Genomic DNA, 17,845 nt, shown 5'->3' on the forward strand with positions numbered 1-17,845 from the left:
ACCCAGGACGGTGCGGCCGCGACCGCGCCATCGGTGCATCGAGCGGCCTGTTCACAGAATCGGTCTGCCTCCGGTGACGGCCAAGCGTGCGCCGGAGATGTAGCTGCCTTCATCGGAGGCCAGCAGCACATAGGCGCCGGCGAGCTCGGCCGGTTGTCCGGCACGGCCCAGCGGGGTGTTCGCACCGAAGTGAGCGACCTTCTCGACGGGCATCGTCGACGGGATCAATGGAGTCCAGATGGGGCCGGGCGCGACACTGTTGACCCGAATCCCCTTCTCGCCCAACAATTGCGCCAAGCTGGCGGACAAGTTCGCGATAGCCGCCTTGGTCGCCGCGTACGGCGCCAGCGTCGGGTTGGGCATATCGGAATTGACCGACGAACTGCCGATGATCGATGATCCCGGCGGCATATGCGGCAACGCCGCGCGCACGAGATGGAAGTATGCCCCGACATTGAGCCGGAACGTGTAATCCCATTCCTCGTCACTGATTTCGGCGAGCGTGTCATGGGTCATCTGGTAGGCCGCATTGCTGACGAGCACGTCGATCTTGCCGAACTCGGCCACGGCCCGATCGATGACGGATCGGCAATGCGTCGGCTCGGAAAGATCGCCGCTGACGAGCACACACCGGCGACCGGCCTGCTCGACCAACTCGGCGACCTGTTTGGCATCGTCGTGCTCGTCCAGATAGGAAATCAGCACATCTGCGCCCTCGCGGGCATAGGCGATCGCCACAGCTCGCCCGATGCCGCTATCACCGCCGGTGATCACCGCCGCCTTACCGGCCAGCCGACCGGACCCGCGGTAGCTGTGCTCACCACAATCGGGCACCGGCGACATCTGGTCCTGACGCCCAGGCGGTGTCTGCTGCTGTTCGGGAAATCCCATGATCGATCCTCCTCTCAGACGCTTTCGTCCGGCGGATACCCGTGCGCCGCCGACCGAACCAGCGACACGGGCACCGGCGTTCACCACGACACGGTTCAGCCGGGCAGTGCTCGGATTGCTGCCAGCAACAACTCGATGGCTTGCCGCACCGATCCGTCGACCACCTGTCCAGGATCTCCGTCGAACTGACGATGGCGGGCTCGTACTGTGTGGCGTGAGGCGATGGCGAACCACACCGAACCGGGCGGTTCGCCCTGCTGGCAGCCCGGTCCACCGACACCGGTGACGCTGACCGCGAGATCCGCGTCCATCATCGACCGCACCCCCTCGGCCATCGCCACGGCCGCGGCTTCGGACACCACCGGGACATCGGCAACCCCGAGCACCCGGCGTTTGACCCCGGTCGAGTACGCGACGATCCCACCGCGAAACCACACCGCCGAATCGGCCTCCGCACCAAGGGAAGCCGCGATGTTGCCCGCGGTCAGCGACTCGGCGACGGCCAGCGTCAACCCGCGCCGCTTGACCTGCTCAGCGAGCTCAGCGGCGGTGCCCATATCCGATCAGACGCGGCCGAGCGCTCGCGCCAGTTGACCCTTGGGCATCTTCGAGCGGCCCTCGATGTTGCGCTTTTTCGCCTCGTTGTACAGCTGATCACGGGTCAGTCCCTTCGGTCGATCGGTTCCCGACCGCAGACCACCCCGGCGCTGCGGTGACATGTCCCGCACCGAGGACCGACTGGCGGTCTCGGCTTCCCCGGATTGGGCACGGTTCTTGTTCACTGTGCGCGCCGCGATCTCCTCCGCCCGTCGGCTGGACGCACCCTGCTCTTTCTGCGAATCCTTGATGTGCTCGAACTGTCGCTCCCGCTTGTCCGACCATGCCTTCGGCATGTCCACCACCTCCTGTGCCGCGAATACCCCACCCCGGCCGCCGAAACATCGGCACGCCACGCGCTCGAGCTGTGACCTCGATAAACGGGGTGTACATCCCAGATCCGGAGGGGTCTACTCGAATATGCAACACACCGCGATGATCACCATGGCTGTTCTTCCCGTGGCCGTGGTCGGGTGCGTAGTGACGCGTGCTGGCATTGCACGCATAACCGATACCAGCACCGAAGGGTTTCTGGGGCCCTTGGATTTGTTTCCCGAACCGCAGATACCGCCGGGACTGCGGTCGCTGGTATCGGTGGTGAGGCCGAACGCTGACAATTCGACAGCATCCGACTCCTACACACCAACTGATCATTCGCAAGGGCAGAGCGGAACCGCAAGCAGCTCAAGGCGCCAACATGCCCGCACCGCGCGCACACGCCTGCGCCCGTCGTGGTCGAAGGAGTCCTCGCCGCAGCGCCACGGCATGTGCGTGCCCTGGCGGCCGCATTGATCACCGAACTCGATACGTTGCAGATGGGCCCCGGCTCGCGCGGGAACGGTCGCGATACCCGCGCCGATACCGCTCGCAGACCAGCAACTCCAGCCAGGAGGTTGCAGGTTGAAATCTGTCAGTGGGGCATCACGTGATCTGCGAGTATTACAGGGGACGCGCGATCCACGAATACCCCTGATATCCCTAACTCGAACCATGAGGACGCTGGAACGGGCGTCTCGATGACGACCTAACCCATCCAAGAAGGTGCTTCACGACAGCGGAAGGAACCAGACGGATGTTGCTGCTTACCCCCACTGCGATCGAAGCTGTTCGAACTATTACCTGCACCGAGGACGCGCCCATGGAGGCCGGGCTGCGAATCTCCGCGGCCGACGGCGCACTGCAGATGGCAGTCACCGCAGGGCCAGAAGAGCAAGACCAGGTCGTGACCGCCCAAGGAGCACGGGTCTTCCTCGATGAGCAGGCCGCCGCTTTCCTGGACGACAAGATCCTCGACACCGGGCAAGACCCGCACGGCCAAGGCGGCTTCGTCCTCGCCGAACAGGATCAGAACACCACCCAATGAACCAACTCCGATGACATAGGGGGCGGCGCGGGGTGAACGATTTCCGTCAGATCGCGAAACCGCAGGCACGGTAAGCTCGAGGTGAGGATCTGATCAGCCGGGGTTGAGTACACAGCTCGGGACCTCGGAGACACCCAGGTGTGGCCATCGACAACTGGACGGCAGGAATCTTCGGCCCATATCTATCGCGCGGGTGCGAGAAGAATGCGGGATTCACATGCCTTCCAAATACCTGGCTCCGGTGGCGAGCAGCAACCCGACAGATGCGGGCTTCGTTGGATCCGCGATTCCAGAATTCGCACGCAGTGGCATGTCTTCGTTGACCGACACAGGTCGACGACCACGGTCTGCGTACGTCCGTGTCGTCCGAACGCGGCCGTGTGTTGGTGTCACGCTATGCAGGGTGACTGGTGAGGTCGACTTGTGCACCGTGGGGGAGTTCGAGCGGCAACTGCTCGCGACGCTGCACACTGCGGCACCGACAATCGTCATCGACCTGTCCGAACTCTGTTTTCTCGGTGTGGCAGGCATGGAGGTGCTCGACGACGCACGGGCTTGGTCGCAGCACACCCATGAGATGTACCTCGTCACCGGCACCGAGTGCGTGGACCATGTGATCGCGGCCAGCGGCATGTCCAAGTGCTTCGACACCTTCGCCAACCTCGACGACGCGCTGCGTGAAGTGGCGAAGCACCACGGTCACGGATGAGAACACGTCCCTTGCGCGGACACGCCAAGGTCAGGAATATGCATGTGCAGATACGGCATGAGGGTGGCACCGCTGTGCGGTGCCGCCCCTGTCTTGTTTCTGAAAGCTGTTGTCTGCGTTGGTAGATGGGTGAGGTCCCCGGTAGCCCTGGGTCCGGCTCAGGAGAGGTGGATGCCGGTGAACGACAACAGGATTTCGGCGGTTCGGGTGGGGTCCTCGACCAGGGGTGAGTGGCCTACCCCCGGCATGGTTACCACCGTCGCGCCGGCAACGGTGCGGTATTCGGCGGTGGAGGTGGAGTAGCGCCACCGGCGGTCTTGTTCACCGAAGATGACCAGCAGGGGTTTGCCGAGGGCGGTCAACCGGTCCGGGAGGGTGCGCTGGTTCAGATAGTCGATCGCGGCCGCCATGGTCGCGGTGATGGAGTGGTATGTCATGCCGCGCAGGTCGTCGACGAACTGTTGCGGGACCGGGAAATCGTCGGTGGCGAAGGCGCTGCTCGAGGCCTGACGCAGCAGGCCGTCGGTGCGTAGCTGCCACAGCGCTTCCCCGACGACCGGAGTCGTGAGCAGCCGGCTGACGGGACTGTCGGAGGTGTCGTCGGCGAGGCTGGGGCCGGTGCCGATGAGCGCCAGCGCGGTCACCAGGTCGGGGCGTTGTTCGGCGAGGGAGGTGGCGACAAAGCCTCCGGTGGAGTGGGCGATCACGATGGCGTGCCGGATACCGAGCTGTTGCAGTACTGCGGCAACCCGGTTGCCCTGCTGCGGGATCGAATAGCCGTCGCCGTCGGGTTTGGCCGAGCTGCCGTGCCCGAGCAGGTCTAGCCGGATGACGTGGTAGGAGTCGGTCAGCAGCGGTACCAGCTGGTCCCACCAGTGGGTGGACGCGGCCAGCCCGTGGATCAGTACCAGGGCGGGGGCGCCGTCGGGACCGGCCTGGTCGACATGGATGTCCTGACCATCAACGGTCATTGTCGATTCGCCGGTGGCCGCGACGCTCTGGTGTGCGGTCACCACCGAGTTTCCCAGCAACAGCACGACAATCGCGCCGACGATGGCCACAGCGATGGGGTACCCGCGGCGTTTTCCCGAGCGCCGGTGGACAAGCCGGGTCCGGTACGAATCACTGTCGAGTTCAGGTGAAATCACCCTCTGACTGTCGCAGCCGGTGGGGACCGGTGGCTTGTACAAATGTTCCCGGGTCTCCAGCATGTGAGGGTGGTCGCGTGCAACATCAATGGCACACGCAGACGAAGACCGGCAAGGTCGCCAAACTCAGAGCGAGCACGGCGGGAGCCTTCGTGCTACCACGTCGCCAAGGCGGATAACCGATGCGATGGGCTCGAGACTGCCGACGGCAGGCGGTACCGCGCTGTTGTCGTCATGAAATCTTGTAGGGGTCAGCCGTTTCGGCGAGAGACATGCCGTGTCCGGGCCTATTTTCGGGCGGCAGGACACCGTCGGCGACTACAGGGGCGCCCTCGACCAGGATTGGTTCCAGGCGGGCGTGGTCGACGAACCATTCGAGGTGTCGCAGATTGGGCACCGCCGCGGTGATCGGTGCGTGCAGCGACGGTGCGCAGTGTGCCGAGACATCCAAGCCGTGGGCGGCGGCGAGGGCGGCGCATTCGAAGAATCCGCTGTAGCCGCCGCATCGAGTCACATCGAGTTGCAGGCAATCCACGGTGCCGAGGAGCTGCGCGGCGTCGTAACGGTTGTAGATGTATTCACCAGCGGCCACATCGCAGCGCACCGCATCACGCACTCGCCGCAGCCCGGCTGGATCGTCGCTGGTGACCGGTTCCTCGAACCAGATCACACCGCTCCGGTCGAGCTCGGCGCCGACACGGCGGGCCTGTCCGACCGTGTACCCACCATTGGCGTCGACCATCAGGCGGGCGGTCCCGCCGAGCAGTTCGGTGGCCTTCGCGACACGGGCGAGATCGCGGTCGGTCGCGCCGCCCCGGTCCTGACCGATCTTGATCTTCACGACCGAACATCCCGCCGCGAGCCAATCCGCGATCTGCTCGGCGAGTTCGCCGTCGGTGAGATTGGTGAAGCCGCCCGAGCCGTACACCGGGGTGGCCGGTCGCGCGGAACCGAAGAGCTGCGACAGCGGCACTTGCAACAGCCTGGCCTCGAGATCCCATAGCGCGATGTCGATCGCGCTCAACGCATGAGCGACGACCGCTGTGGTGCCGATATTGCGGCAAGCGCGCTGCAGGGCCGTGCGGCAGGCGAGAATGTCCAATGGTGAGCGTCCCCGCAGAACGGGCGCTAGATCGTGGGTGATGACGGCGGCGGCAGCGGGGCTGCTGTAGGTCCAGCCGAGCCCGTGCTGGCCGCCCGCGGTCAGCACGACCGCGACCGCTGTCGTGGCGTCCCAGGTCAGAGTGCCGTCCGCCTCGGGCTCGGGTGTCGGGAACTGGTAGGCGGCAACCGTAACCAGGTCCTCGATCCGCACATCTGCGGCGATCATGCTAGGCCACCTGTGATGGCGCCGGTCGCGCCGAGCGATTCGTGGTCGTAGCGCACGATGGCGAAGCTCGTCATGGCGAGTGCGTGGCGCAGCCGGGGCAGCGGGTGCCAGTGTGCCAGGCCGCGCAGCGCATTCGCCGGGCTAAACGGGTAGCGGTCATGGCGTCCCACCGACAGCCACAGCCTCGCCAGCTCAATGCTGACGGGACTGGACCAGGTTGCGGAGTGGGCAGCATCAACCGCGCCGACGGCGAGATCGGGCAGAATCCGATGCTCGATCAGCACGCGCAACGTCCCCACTTGGGCGACACCCAGACTGCCCTGACCCCATGAGCCGAATGCTGTCATCACCTCACCTGTGGGAGTCTCGGGCGCACCCCGGCGGTCCTAGCCTTGCCCCGCACCGACGGAAGGCATCCGGCCTGGCAGTCGGCCGGTTCGGCTCATCCCGAGGGACATCGAGCCCAAACCGAGAAGCACTGCGAGCGCGCCGGCGACCACGTTGCTCCAGATCGTCGATGCGGTGTCGACATTGCCGCTCACGACCCAGGGAGCGATGATCGTCCATACACCGATCAGCGGAGCAGTCCAGACAATGCCGTGTGTCCGGCCGTACACCGAAGCGAATCCGACGGCCAGCATCGCCAGGGCGATCCCGACGATGAGGTTGTTCCCTGTCAAGGTCGCGAACCCGTTGAATCCGACAACCCAGGGCGAGATCGCGATATAGAGCCCGGTCAGGAACATCAGGCCGGCGACCGCTTGGGCGGCCGGCGCTTCCGAGGCGAGCTCGTATTTCTCATGCTTGGCCCGCAACTCCATGATGTCGGGATGCCGGCTCATGCTCATGGCCTCACTGGTCATGTCCTGCACCACCCTTCAGAAACAGTCGTGAATAAAGACTGTCGAACGGAGAAGACTCACATGCCCTGACCGTCCGGCCCATGTCTCATCCTGTGATAATATCATGACATGATACATCAGTCGATGTCGGCGGCTGATCACCTCAGCGACGAGGAGTATTCGAGGCTGCTGGCCTTCCGAGCCGGACTCCGCCGGTTCCTGCGATGGAGCGAGCGGCGGGCAGCCGATGTGGGACTCACCGCCACTCAGCATCAACTGCTGCTGGCGATTCGAGGCCATTCCCATCCGGCTGGTCCCAGCATCGGAGAAATCGCTGAGTATCTGTGCACCCGACACCACAGCGTGGTGCAACTGATCGATCGCACCGAGCAACTCGGCCTCGTCGCTCGCAATCGGGAGCAGGGCAAGGACCGCCGCGTTGTCCGCCTCGCGCTGACCGAGACGGGTCGGGAAGTCCTCGCACAGCTCAGCGAGACCCATCTGGAAGAACTTCGACGACTGGCCCCGCTCGTCGACGCGCTGGTCGACCCCACCGCGATGCCACCTTCGGATGAGGCCTGTCCGGTTGGGTCATAGTCTCGGGCGAGCTGTCGACACCGGTCCGGGTATCGAATTCGGACGGATGAATATTGCTGGGAATGCCTGTCATATGCGGCATCTATCACGCGGTAGAACGCCTCGGCCGTACGGGTCCGTTACTTGGTGCCAGTAGTCGAACAGCGCCACCGTCTTGCCGCTAGGTCGATGAGTGCCGACTGCTGACGATGACAAAGGCGAGCATCTCGCACAGTCCGAGAAGTGGACGCTGCGCGCACCCTGCTTGCCGCCGAACAGCCTTCCATACCTTGGGAATCGGGCCAGCACCGCCGATGACATCGCCGCTCCGGAGGCGATCTGCAACGGGGCCAGCACGAAGATGACACCGAAATAGGTGAGTTTCTGAGCGGCGTCGAACGGCTGTCCGGGAAGCTGAGGCGCCAGTTGGAAGTGCAGATACGTGCCGACGTCGCGGATGGCCTGCGCCGCGACGCTCCAATGCGTGGGCACCAGATAGCTCCCCCTCACCAGTCGATCAAGCCTGGTCAGGGTTGCGAGCTTCTAGTCAGATACGCGCAGGTGAGAGCCGCGAATCCGGAAAGGGCCGTGGGCACGGGAGACCGGTTGGTCGACCTCGCGATGTGTTTGCTGTCCCCTTCCCGGGGTAAGGCCGCAGCAGTGCAATTCGCACTGACCGTACTACTTGCCAAGGAGACGATCGTGGAAGCAACGTCGATCAACACCACCGATGATGTCGTCACATTCCTGATCGAGCAGCACATGCGCATCCGCGAACTGTTCGCCGAGGTCGAGCAGGCGCCAACGCCGGAACAGCGGGAGCAGAAGTTCTACGAACTGCGTCGCTTGCTGGCGGTCCACGAAACCGCCGAGGAAGAAATCATCCACCCGCGCTTCCGGCGAGAAGTCCATGACGGCGCCGACATCATCGAGGCGCGTCTCGAGGAAGAGAACAAAGCCAAGCGCCAGCTCGCCGATATCGAAGCGGTTGACATCGATTCTCCCGAGTTCGACGCCAAGCTCGCGGCCCTGCGCAACGGGGTGCTCGCACACGCCGAGCATGAGGAGCACGAGGAGTTCAACCGGTTGCGCTCCGAGCTGGAGCCCGAAGAGCTGGCGCGCCTGCGCAGTGCGGTGAAATTCGCCGAAGCCATGGCACCGACGCATCCGCACCCCGGCATCGAGTCCGCAAGCGCGAATCTGCTGGTCGGGCCATTCGCGGCCATGATGGACCGTGCCAAAGACGCCATCAGCAAACCCCGCACGAAATGATCACCGACCCCGCGCTTCCGGGCCTGGCGCGGTTCGCGCTCAGGTCTCGAGGGCTTCGGCGGGGTCGGGCCGGGTCGCGAAGCGGGAGAGCGCCACGAGTACGGGTTGGTAGCCGTGCACGGCGTCCGCGGTCAGTTGGTCGCGCTTCACCCCCGCATGGCAGGCCGGCTGCGAGTACCTCGTGATCTCCCACGGCGGGGCGCATCGGTCGGTGCGGTGGTCATGGCGACCCCCGATGCGGCACGAATTCCTGCGCCTTGGTCTTGGCGCCCTGCAGCATCAGATGCCAGCCGTCCGGATCGCCGCGCATGATCGCCTCCGCGGTGTCTTTCATCTGTTCGAAGGTGGCATGCGGCGGAATCGGTGGTACCTCGGGATCGCAGCGCACATCGAGCAGTACCGGACGATCCGCGTTCAGTGCCTGGTGCCATGCGTCGGCGAGGTGGTCCGGATCGTCGATCGCGACCGACGGCAGACCCATGCAGCGCGCGAGATCCGCGTAGGAGGTCTCCGGAAGTATCTGCGACTCTTCGAATTTCGGTGCGCCGCCCATGGCGCGCAACTCCCAGGTGACCTGGTTGAGATCGTTGTTGTGGAAGACGCAGACGACCAGCCGGGGATCGCTCCACTGCCGGTAATAGCGCGCGATGGTGAGTAGTTCGGCGAGTCCGTTCATCTGCATCGCACCATCGCCGACCAGCGCGATCGCCGGTCGCTCCGGATGCGCGAATTTGGCGCCGATGGCATAGGGCACACCAGGTCCCATGGTCGCCAGGGTGCCCGACAGCGAGCCGCGCGTACCTATGCGGAATCGCAGGCAGCGGGCATACCAGTTGGTCGATGAGCCGGAGTCCGCGGTGACGATCGCATTATCCGGCAGCTGTTTCGACAGCTCCCAAACCACGCGCATCGGGTTGACCGGCTTGGCCTGCAACATCGCTTGCCGCTCCACCGTCTCCCACCAGCGGACCACATTGCGCTCGATCCGCTCCCGCCACGACCGATCCTGCTTGCGGCGCAGGAGCGGAATGAGCTCGGCCAGTGTGGCTTTCGCATCACCGACCAGATTCACCTCGGTCGGATAGCGCATTCCGATCATGGTGCCGTCGATATCGATCTGCACGGCGCGCGCTTGGCCGAACCCGGGCATGAACTGGGTGTACGGGAAGTTCGACCCGACGATGACCAACGTGTCGCAGTCGCGCATCATGTCATAGCTCGGCCTGCTGCCGAGCAACCCGATCGACCCCGTGACGAAGGGCAGATCGTCGGGCAGCACATCCTTGCCGAGCAGCGCCTTCGCCACGCCCGCGCCGGTGATTTCGGCGAGTTCCACCACCTCGCGCGCGGCCGAGCGCGCGCCCTGTCCGACGAGGATCGCGACCTTCGATCCGGCGTCGATGATCTCGGCGGCGCGTTCGATCTCGCCGTAGGGCGCGATCACCGTCGCGGTCACCGAATGCGGCGGGCTGGACGGCACCTGCTTGAACTCGTGTTCGGGTGGCTCGTAGGGCTCTTCCTGCAGATCAGCGGGAATGATCACGGCGGTGGGGGCGCGCCGGGTCATCGCGGTGCGGAACGCCCGGTCCAGCGCATTGGGCAACTGGCTCGACACATTGACCTCGACCAGATAGTCACTGGCGACATCCTTGAACAGGCTCTGCAGATCGACTTCCTGCTGATAGCTGCCGCCCATCGCGCTGCGCGCGGTCTGACCGACGATGGCGACGACCGGGACATGGTCGAGTTTGGCGTCGTAGAGACCGTTGAGCAGATGGATCGCACCAGGTCCCGAGGTAGCGGTGCAGACGCCGACCTTCCCGCTGAATTTGGCGAATCCCGTGGCTTGGAAGGCCGCCATTTCTTCGTGCCTGGCCTGCACGAATTGCGGTTTGTTATCGGCACGACCGAAGGCGGCCACCAGACCGTTGATGCCGTCGCCGGGGTATCCGAAGACTTGGTTGACGCCCCACTCGCGTAGTCGCTGTAGGACGTAGTCACCAACCTGTTGTTTCATGAGGATCTCCTTGATATCCGGGTTGGTCAGACCGGTGATACCCAGCGATTGGGCAGGCAATCAGGGGGTGTGGCGCGCAACGGAGTGGGTAGCCGCACTGTGCCGAGACAGGAGGGGTGCCGAATGATTGATCTCCCGCTGACACGACTCGCGGCCGAACTCACCCGGCAGGTCGCCGGGGAAGTGCGTTTCGATCCCGGATCCCGGGCCGCATACTCCACCGACGCCTCGAACTACCGCGCGGTGCCGCTCGGTGTGGTGCTGCCGCGCACACCCGAGGATGCGGCCGCCGCCATCGCCGTGTGCCGCGAGCACGATATGCCGGTGCTCTCGCGCGGCGGCGGCACCAGCCTGGCCGGTCAATGCTGCAATGCGGCCGTGGTGCTGGATTGGACCAAGTACTGCGATCGGCTGATCTCGGTCGATGCGGCGGCCCGCACCGCGATCGTGGAGCCGGGTATCGCACTGGATCCGCTGAATGCGCAACTGGCGCGGTACGACCTGATGGTCGGCCCCAAACCCGCGACACACGTCAGCTGCACGATCGGCGGGATGATCGGCAACAACTCCTGCGGCTCAACGGCGCAGGCGTACGGGAAGATGGTCGATTCGGTGCGACGGCTGGAAATCCTGACCTACGGCGGGTTGCGGGGTTGGGTCGGAGCGGATTCCCCGAATGGGTTCACGGATCTGATGGATGGCCTGCAGCGGATCCGCAATCAGTACGCGACCGATATCCGCGCGCACTATCCCGATATTCCGCGCCGGGTATCGGGCTACAACCTCGATTCCCTGCTACCCGAGCACGGATTCGATCTCGCAAAACTACTCGTCGGCAGCGAAAGCACGCTGGTGACCGTGCTGCGGGCCGAAATCGAGCTGGTGCAACGCCCCCGAGCGGTGGCGCTGACGGTACTCGGCTACCCTGATATCTACGATGCCGCCGATGCGGTTCCTATTGTGTTGCGGCACAACCCGATAGCGCTGGAGGGTGTGGACCACCGGCTGGTCCAGCTGGAGCATCTGGAACATCTGGCGGGAGGTGCCATCGCACAGCTACCGGACGGAAACGGTTGGCTGATGGCGCAATTCGAGGGCACCGATCAGGATGACGCCGACCGTCGGGCGCAGGTGATGGTCGAGGAACTCACCAGGGAAACCGGTGCGACCTCGACGATGATCGATGATCCCGCCCGGGAGGCGGAGATCTGGACGGCCAGGGAAGCGGGTCTGGGCGCCACCGCGTTTCCACCCGATAGTCCAGAAACCCATGAGGGTTGGGAGGATGCCGCGGTGCCGCCCGACCGGCTCGGCGACTACCTGCGCGATTTCGAAAGTCTGCTCGACGATTTCGGCTATCAGTCGTCCGCGCTGTACGGTCATTTCGGCCACGGCTGCGTACACACCCGCATACCGTTCGATCTCCGTAGCGCGGATGGCATTTCGATGTACCGCAGCTTCGCCGAGCAGAGCGCGCAGCTGGTAACGCGATACGGCGGATCGCTGTCCGGTGAGCACGGCGATGGTCAGTCGCGCGGCGAACTGCTGCCGATCATGTTCGGCGAGCGGGTCGTCGAGGCATTCGGCGCGGTCAAACATCTCTTCGATCCGCGCAATCGGATGAATCCCGGCAAGGTCGTCCACCCGCGACCGCTGGATCAGGATCTGCGCCAAGGTGCGGACTATCGGCCGTGGGAACCGGTCACCCACTTCGCTTTCCCCGGTGACGACCATCGGTTCAGCGTGGCCGCCGCCCGCTGTGTCGGCGTCGGCAAGTGCCGCGGTCACGAGGGCGGTGTGATGTGCCCGAGCTACCGGGCTACCGGGGAGGAGGAGCACTCCACCCGTGGCCGCGCCCGACTCCTGTTCGAAATGCTCCAGGGCGAGGTGATCACCGATGGCTGGCGCTCGACCGAGGTGCGCGATGCCCTAGATCTGTGCCTGGCCTGCAAAGGCTGTCGCAGCGACTGTCCGGTCGATGTCGATATGGCCACCTACAAGGCCGAATTCCTGTCCCACCACTATGAACACCGGGTCCGGCCGATGGCGCACTATTCGATGGGCTGGATCCCGGTGTGGGCCCGGCTCGCCACCGCTGTGTCCGCACCGGCCAATGCACTGGCCCAGGGCCGGGGCACGGGTCGGCTGCTCAAACGTCTCGGCGGCGTCGACCCGCGGCGCGACCTGCCTCGATTCGCCCGCGAGCGCTTCACCGAAAGGTTCGCCCGCCGCATACCGGACGCGCGCGGACATCGCGGCCGGGTGCTGCTGTGGCCCGACACCTTCACCAACAACCTCGCACCGGAAATAGCCGATGCCGCGGTAACCGTACTGGAAGCGGCCGGATTCGAGATCGAAATACCGAGGCGCACAGTCTGTTGCGGACTGACCTGGATCTCCACCGGCCAACTGGCCACCGCGAAGCGAGTGCTGCGCCGCACCCTGCGTCAGCTCGAACCGCAATTGCGCGCGAGCACCCCCATCGTCGTGCTCGAACCCAGTTGTACCGCCGTCTTCCGCTCCGACCTGCCCGAACTGCTACCTGGCGACGAAGACGCCCACCGCCTGGCGAATCAGGTCCGCACCCTCGGCGAATTCCTCACCGAACAGGCCGACGACTGGGAACCGCCGCGCATCGACGGGCACGCCATGGTCCAACCGCACTGCCATCAGCACGCCATCCTGCACTACGAGGCCGACCAAAGGCTCTTGGGTGCGACCGGGCTCGATGTCGAGGTACTCGACGCCGGATGCTGTGGCCTGGCAGGAAATTTCGGCTTCGAACAGGGTCACTACGATGTCTCGGTGGCCTGCGCGGAAGACAAACTGATGCCGGCCATCCGCAATCGAGAGCCCGAAACCCTCGTTCTCGCAGACGGTTTCAGCTGTCGCACGCAAATCGAACACCTGGATCCGCGGACCCGAGCCCGGCATGCGGCACAAGTCCTCGCCGAGGCGATCCGCCGCGGCGACTGAATCAGTCGGTGACGAACAACCGATCGGCGGGCACGAGCTGGCCTATGGTGTCGGAGATCTGGGCGACCAGGGCCCAGGGGCGTTCGGTATCGGTGCTGCCTTACCACTGGTAAGGATCGCGCCGGAGAGGCCGCCCGACCGTCGTCACCGCGTCCGGATCATCGGCGACGGTCACCAACGTGCCAGGTATCACCCTCACCTGGCCAGCGTATCCACGCTGGTCCCCCCGATCGACCGCACGCTGCGGGCTTGGTTTCGAGACTCGAGCCGGGGTACTCGACGAGCAGGAGGTGTGACATGCCCAAGGAATGGAGCGATAAACAGGAACGGCAGTACGAGCACATCAAGGATTCGGCAGAGGACCGGGGCGAGAGCCAGAAGCGGGCGAAGGAAATCGCCGCGCGCACGGTCAACAAGAATCGCGCCCAAGCCGGGCAGTCGAAGACCGCGAGCTGTTCCTCGATAAAGGACAAGTCGCCACAGCAGCGCGGCGGGCAGCGGTCGGGCCGCAGCGGTCCGAAGGGACAGACCCGCGACCAGCTGTACAACGAAGCCAAGAAGCGCAATATCAAGGGCCGCTCCAAGATGACCAAGGGGCAGCTCGAACGAGCGCTGGGTAGGGGCTGAGGCGGATATGGCCGTGCCGGGCGCCGCGGAGTATGTACCGCCACACGCGGATTTGGCCGAGTTGCGGCAGGCCTCCTGTGGCTGTCACGGATGTGACCTCTACCGGCACGCCACCCAGACGGTTTTCGGGGAGGGCCCGGAAAACGCCGATGTCGTGATGATCGGTGAACAGCCCGGCGACCAGGAGGACGTGCGCGGGCATCCATTCGTCGGCCCCGCCGGTCGCCTGCTCGACCGGGCGATCGCCGAAGTCGGGATCGATCGCGACCGGATCTATGTGACCAATGCGGTCAAGCACTTCAAATTCGAGGAGCGCGGTAAACGCCGCATCCACAAACAACCTGGACGCACCGAAATCGTCGCCTGTTCGGCCTGGCTCGACGCCGAGTTGCGGGTCATCGAGCCACAACTGGTGGTCTGTCTCGGCGCCATCGCCGCCAAGGCCGTGCTTGGTCCATCGTTCAAGGTCTCCGAACGGCGCGGGGAACTCGTGTCGATGCCGGATTATGCGGTGATCGCGACCGTGCACCCGTCGTCGGTACTGCGCGCTCCCGATCGTGACGAGGCGTACGCCGGATTCGTCAGGGATTTGAAAAGATTGCGAACGGTGTGCGGTGGTATACGACCGATGTGACGGCCGAAAAGATCACCCGGCCGCATGTTCTGCGCGAATACGCATTCCTCGCGGACGGCGAGCGCGGTGTGCTGGTCGGTCCACACGGAGATTTCGCCTGGATGTGCGCACCGCGGTGGCACAGCGACGCGGTTTTCGCCGCACTGGTCGGCGGGGACGGCGGGTATTCGGTGACACCGTCCGGGCGATACGTGTGGGGCGGGTATTACCAGACGGGCACGTTGATCTGGAATTCGCACTGGCTGGTCGGCTCGTCGGTGGTCGAATGCCGGGAGGCGCTGGCCTTTCCCGGTGATCCGCATCGGGCCGTTGTGCTACGCCGGATCGTCGCGGTGCACGGCGATGCCGAGGTCGATGTGGTGCTGCGGCCCGCCGGGCAGTTCGGCGAGGCGAGGGCACGAGACCTGCACCGCACCGCCGACGGGTGGTGGCTCGCACGGGTCGGCGACCTCGCACTGCGTTGGACGGGTGGCGCGTCCGCGTCGGTCTGCGATGGCTGCGGCTGGATCGCTCGGATAACACTGCGACAGGGCGAGATTCATGATCTCGTGCTCGAGTTGTCCGATATCGCACTGCCGGACGAACCTCCCGATCCGAATACCGCATGGGCTCAGACCGAATCCGCTTGGCAGCGTGGGGTTCCGAAACTCGGCCCCTGTGCCGCATCCCGCGATACCGCTCAGGCCTACGCGGTTATGCGCGGTATGACCAGTTCCACCAACGGTATGGTCGCCGCGGCCACCACCAGCCTGCCCGAACGCGCGGACCGCGGTGAGAACTACGACTACCGCTACGTATGGATCCGCGACCAATGCTTCGCCGGTCAGGCGGTGGCGGCCGATGGCCCACATCCGTTGTTGGACAATGCGATACAGTTCGTAGGCGATCGACTGTTGACCGATGGGCCGGAAGTGCTGCCCGCGTGCACGGTCACCGGCCGATCCATCCCGGAGCCGAGCAGCCTGGACCTACCCGGCTATCCCGGTGGACGTACCGTGGTCGGCAATCGGGTGCGCCGACAGTCCCAGCTCGACGTATTCGGCGAGGCACTGCTGTTGTTCGCCGCAGGCGCGCGGCACGACCGGCTCACCGAGGACAGCCGCAAGGCGGTTTCGGTGGCGGTCGGCGCGATCGCCGAACGCTGGCGTCGACCGGATGCGGGCATCTGGGAGATCGAAGACCGGCATTGGACGCATTCCCGGCTGACCTGCGTCAGTGGTCTGCGCGCGGTTGCCGCCGTCGCGCCGACCGGAGCCGACCCGGTGTTCTGTACGGCGCTGGCCGATACCATCATGGCCGAAACCGCCCGCACCAGTGTGCATCCCGGTGGCGCGTGGCAGCAGGCGCCGGATGCGGCGGGTGTCGACGCGGCCCTGCTGCTGCCTGCCATCCGTGGCGGCATACCCGTCGACGATCCGCGCAGCCTCGCCACCTACCGGGCCGTCGAACGCGAATTGTGCACGGACTACTACGTTTATCGCTTCCGCCACGACGAGCAGCCGCTGGAGACGAACGAGGGCGCATTCCTGTTCTGCGGATTCATCATGGCGATCGCGGCCGCCCAACTCGGACATCGGGTTTCGGCGGCACGCTACTTCGAGCGCAATCGCGCGGCGTGCGGTACGCCCGGATTGTTCGCCGAGGAATTCGATGTCCGGCAGCGTCAGCTGCGCGGCAATATGCCGCAGGCGTTTGTACACGCGATGCTGTTCGAATCCTCGGTCCGGCTCACCCGATTCGGCGACGACCAGGATAAGGAGTTGTGATGACTTTCCAACCGCGCGTAGTGGTGATCACCGGGGCGAGTGCGGGTATCGGTCGCGCGACCGCGCGCGAATTCGCTTCGAGCGGCTGCAAAGTCGCGCTGCTCGCCCGCGGTGATGCCGGACTCGCGGCCGCCGCCGAGGACGTGCGCGCGGCGGGTGGTCAGCCGCTGACGATTCCGGTCGATGTCGCGGACTACGCGGCTGTCGAGACCGCGGCGGCGCGGGCCGAGGAGGCGTTCGGACCCATCGACGTCTGGGTGAACTCGGCCTTCACCTCGGTATTCGCGCCGTTCGAGCAGATCGCGGCCGCGGAGTTCCAGCGGGTCACCGAGGTCACCTATCTCGGCACCGTGCACGGCACCATGGCCGCGCTGTCGCGGATGCGGGCACGGGATCGCGGCGCTGTCGTACAGGTCGGCTCGGCGCTCGGCGCCCGGTCGATTCCACTGCAGTCGGCGTATTGCGCCGCCAAACACGCGATCAACGGGTTCACCGAATCGGTCCGGGTCGAGCTGATGCACGAGGGCAGCAATGTGCACATCACACTGGTACAGGCACCAGCGGTGAATACGCCGCAATTCTCCTGGGTACTATCGCGATTGCCGAAGCGGCCACAGCCGGTGCCGCCGATCTACCAACCCGAGATCATCGCACGTTCGATCGTCTTCGCCGCGAAACATCCTGAGCGCAAGGAGTATTGGGTCGGCGCGAGCACGACGGGGACGCTGCTCGCACAACGAGTCGCGCCGAGTCTGCTGGACCGCTATCTGGCTCGCACCGGCTACGACTCGCAGCAGACCGATGCCGACGCCGAACCGCGGGCCGACAATCTCTGGGAACCGGTCGATCGGTCCGGTGGATACGATTTCGGCGCACACGGCGAGTTCGACGACCGTGCGCATCGGCACAGTACGCAGGCGTGGTTGAGCCGACAGCTCGAGACATTGGCCAGTGGGTTGCGCAGGCACTAGCGACACTCGGCTCAGCGCGGCCGTATCCGAAGTGATTCGGGCATTGGCCGACAGGATAACCAGTTGCGTGACCAGGCTTTTCGTACACAAGTCGCTGGACTTCGCCTATGAGCTGACGCCGGAAAC

Annotated in this window: 17 protein-coding genes; 9 read left to right on the top strand and 8 right to left on the bottom strand. The window is 65.1% G+C overall.

The window, feature by feature from the left end; translation table 11 throughout:
* Positions 1-51: 51 nt before the first annotated feature.
* From ACQP0C_RS23535 to ACQP0C_RS23545, 3 genes are all read right to left on the bottom strand, one after another.
* Positions 52-891 (bottom strand): SDR family oxidoreductase, encoded by an 840-nt coding sequence (locus ACQP0C_RS23535; protein WP_433723134.1) that lies wholly within the window; start codon positions 889-891, stop codon positions 52-54.
* A gap of 95 nt (positions 892-986) precedes the next feature.
* Positions 987-1,448 carry a CinA family protein gene (locus tag ACQP0C_RS23540; RefSeq protein WP_433723136.1) on the bottom strand — a complete coding sequence of 154 codons (462 nt, stop codon included), beginning with the start codon at positions 1,446-1,448 and terminating at the stop codon, positions 987-989.
* A 6-nt stretch (positions 1,449-1,454) separates the two neighbouring features.
* Positions 1,455-1,784: a plasmid stabilization protein gene (locus ACQP0C_RS23545; protein WP_433723138.1), complete on the bottom strand. Its 330-nt coding sequence runs from the start codon at positions 1,782-1,784 to the stop codon at positions 1,455-1,457.
* A gap of 776 nt (positions 1,785-2,560) precedes the next feature.
* Here ACQP0C_RS23545 and ACQP0C_RS23550 point away from each other — a divergent pair.
* Together ACQP0C_RS23550 and ACQP0C_RS23555 are read left to right on the top strand one after the other, a co-directional pair.
* Positions 2,561-2,851 (top strand): hypothetical protein, encoded by a 291-nt coding sequence (locus tag ACQP0C_RS23550; RefSeq protein WP_433723140.1) that lies wholly within the window; start codon positions 2,561-2,563, stop codon positions 2,849-2,851.
* Between the two features lie 310 nt (positions 2,852-3,161).
* A complete protein-coding gene (locus ACQP0C_RS23555; RefSeq protein ID WP_433723142.1) occupies positions 3,162-3,560 on the top strand; it encodes an STAS domain-containing protein in 399 nt (132 codons plus the stop codon).
* Between the two features lie 158 nt (positions 3,561-3,718).
* Here the strand turns inward: ACQP0C_RS23555 and ACQP0C_RS23560 are convergent, their stop codons facing one another.
* From ACQP0C_RS23560 to ACQP0C_RS23575, 4 genes are all read right to left on the bottom strand, one after another.
* On the bottom strand, positions 3,719-4,621 hold the full coding sequence (locus ACQP0C_RS23560; RefSeq protein WP_433723144.1) for an alpha/beta fold hydrolase: 903 nt from the start codon (positions 4,619-4,621) through the stop codon (positions 3,719-3,721).
* Positions 4,622-4,940: 319 nt separating this feature from the next.
* Positions 4,941-6,038: an enolase C-terminal domain-like protein gene (locus tag ACQP0C_RS23565; protein ID WP_433723146.1), complete on the bottom strand. Its 1,098-nt coding sequence runs from the start codon at positions 6,036-6,038 to the stop codon at positions 4,941-4,943.
* Entirely contained in the window at positions 6,035-6,385 is a 351-nt protein-coding gene (locus ACQP0C_RS23570; RefSeq protein WP_433723148.1) for a hypothetical protein, read from the bottom strand. The genes ACQP0C_RS23565 and ACQP0C_RS23570 overlap by 4 nt, the downstream gene beginning before the upstream one ends.
* Positions 6,386-6,424: 39 nt before the next feature.
* Positions 6,425-6,913 carry an SPW repeat protein gene (locus tag ACQP0C_RS23575; RefSeq protein ID WP_433723150.1) on the bottom strand — a complete coding sequence of 163 codons (489 nt, stop codon included), beginning with the start codon at positions 6,911-6,913 and terminating at the stop codon, positions 6,425-6,427.
* Between the two features lie 96 nt (positions 6,914-7,009).
* On the opposite strand from ACQP0C_RS23575, the gene ACQP0C_RS23580 reads away from it, so the two are divergent.
* Together ACQP0C_RS23580 and ACQP0C_RS23585 are read left to right on the top strand one after the other, a co-directional pair.
* Entirely contained in the window at positions 7,010-7,477 is a 468-nt protein-coding gene (locus ACQP0C_RS23580) for a MarR family winged helix-turn-helix transcriptional regulator (RefSeq protein ID WP_433723152.1), read from the top strand.
* Between the two features lie 681 nt (positions 7,478-8,158).
* Positions 8,159-8,728, top strand: coding sequence for a hemerythrin domain-containing protein (locus ACQP0C_RS23585; protein ID WP_433734633.1), 570 nt, complete (start codon positions 8,159-8,161; stop codon positions 8,726-8,728).
* A gap of 220 nt (positions 8,729-8,948) precedes the next feature.
* Here ACQP0C_RS23585 and ACQP0C_RS23590 read toward each other — a convergent pair whose 3' ends face one another.
* Positions 8,949-10,745 (bottom strand): thiamine pyrophosphate-requiring protein, encoded by a 1,797-nt coding sequence (locus ACQP0C_RS23590; RefSeq protein ID WP_433723154.1) that lies wholly within the window; start codon positions 10,743-10,745, stop codon positions 8,949-8,951.
* Between the two features lie 123 nt (positions 10,746-10,868).
* On the opposite strand from ACQP0C_RS23590, the gene ACQP0C_RS23595 reads away from it, so the two are divergent.
* From ACQP0C_RS23595 to ACQP0C_RS23615, 5 genes are all read left to right on the top strand, one after another.
* Positions 10,869-13,721, top strand: a complete 2,853-nt coding sequence (locus tag ACQP0C_RS23595; RefSeq protein WP_433723156.1) for an FAD-binding and (Fe-S)-binding domain-containing protein — start codon at positions 10,869-10,871, stop codon at positions 13,719-13,721.
* A gap of 297 nt (positions 13,722-14,018) precedes the next feature.
* Positions 14,019-14,348, top strand: coding sequence for a plasmid stabilization protein (locus ACQP0C_RS23600; protein ID WP_433723158.1), 330 nt, complete (start codon positions 14,019-14,021; stop codon positions 14,346-14,348).
* A 7-nt stretch (positions 14,349-14,355) separates the two neighbouring features.
* Complete coding sequence (locus ACQP0C_RS23605) at positions 14,356-14,982, top strand: UdgX family uracil-DNA binding protein (RefSeq protein ID WP_433723160.1); 627 nt, start codon at positions 14,356-14,358, stop codon at positions 14,980-14,982.
* Positions 14,979-16,748 carry a glycoside hydrolase family 15 protein gene (locus tag ACQP0C_RS23610; RefSeq protein WP_433723162.1) on the top strand — a complete coding sequence of 590 codons (1,770 nt, stop codon included), beginning with the start codon at positions 14,979-14,981 and terminating at the stop codon, positions 16,746-16,748. Before ACQP0C_RS23605 ends, ACQP0C_RS23610 begins: the two co-directional genes overlap by 4 nt.
* Positions 16,748-17,719 (top strand): SDR family oxidoreductase, encoded by a 972-nt coding sequence (locus ACQP0C_RS23615; protein WP_433723164.1) that lies wholly within the window; start codon positions 16,748-16,750, stop codon positions 17,717-17,719. The genes ACQP0C_RS23610 and ACQP0C_RS23615 overlap by 1 nt, the downstream gene beginning before the upstream one ends.
* Positions 17,720-17,845 lie beyond the last annotated feature (126 nt).

The sequence above is a fragment of the Nocardia sp. CA-129566 genome (genome assembly GCF_050956075.1).
In the GTDB taxonomy this organism is placed as follows: Bacteria; Actinomycetota; Actinomycetes; order Mycobacteriales; family Mycobacteriaceae; genus Nocardia.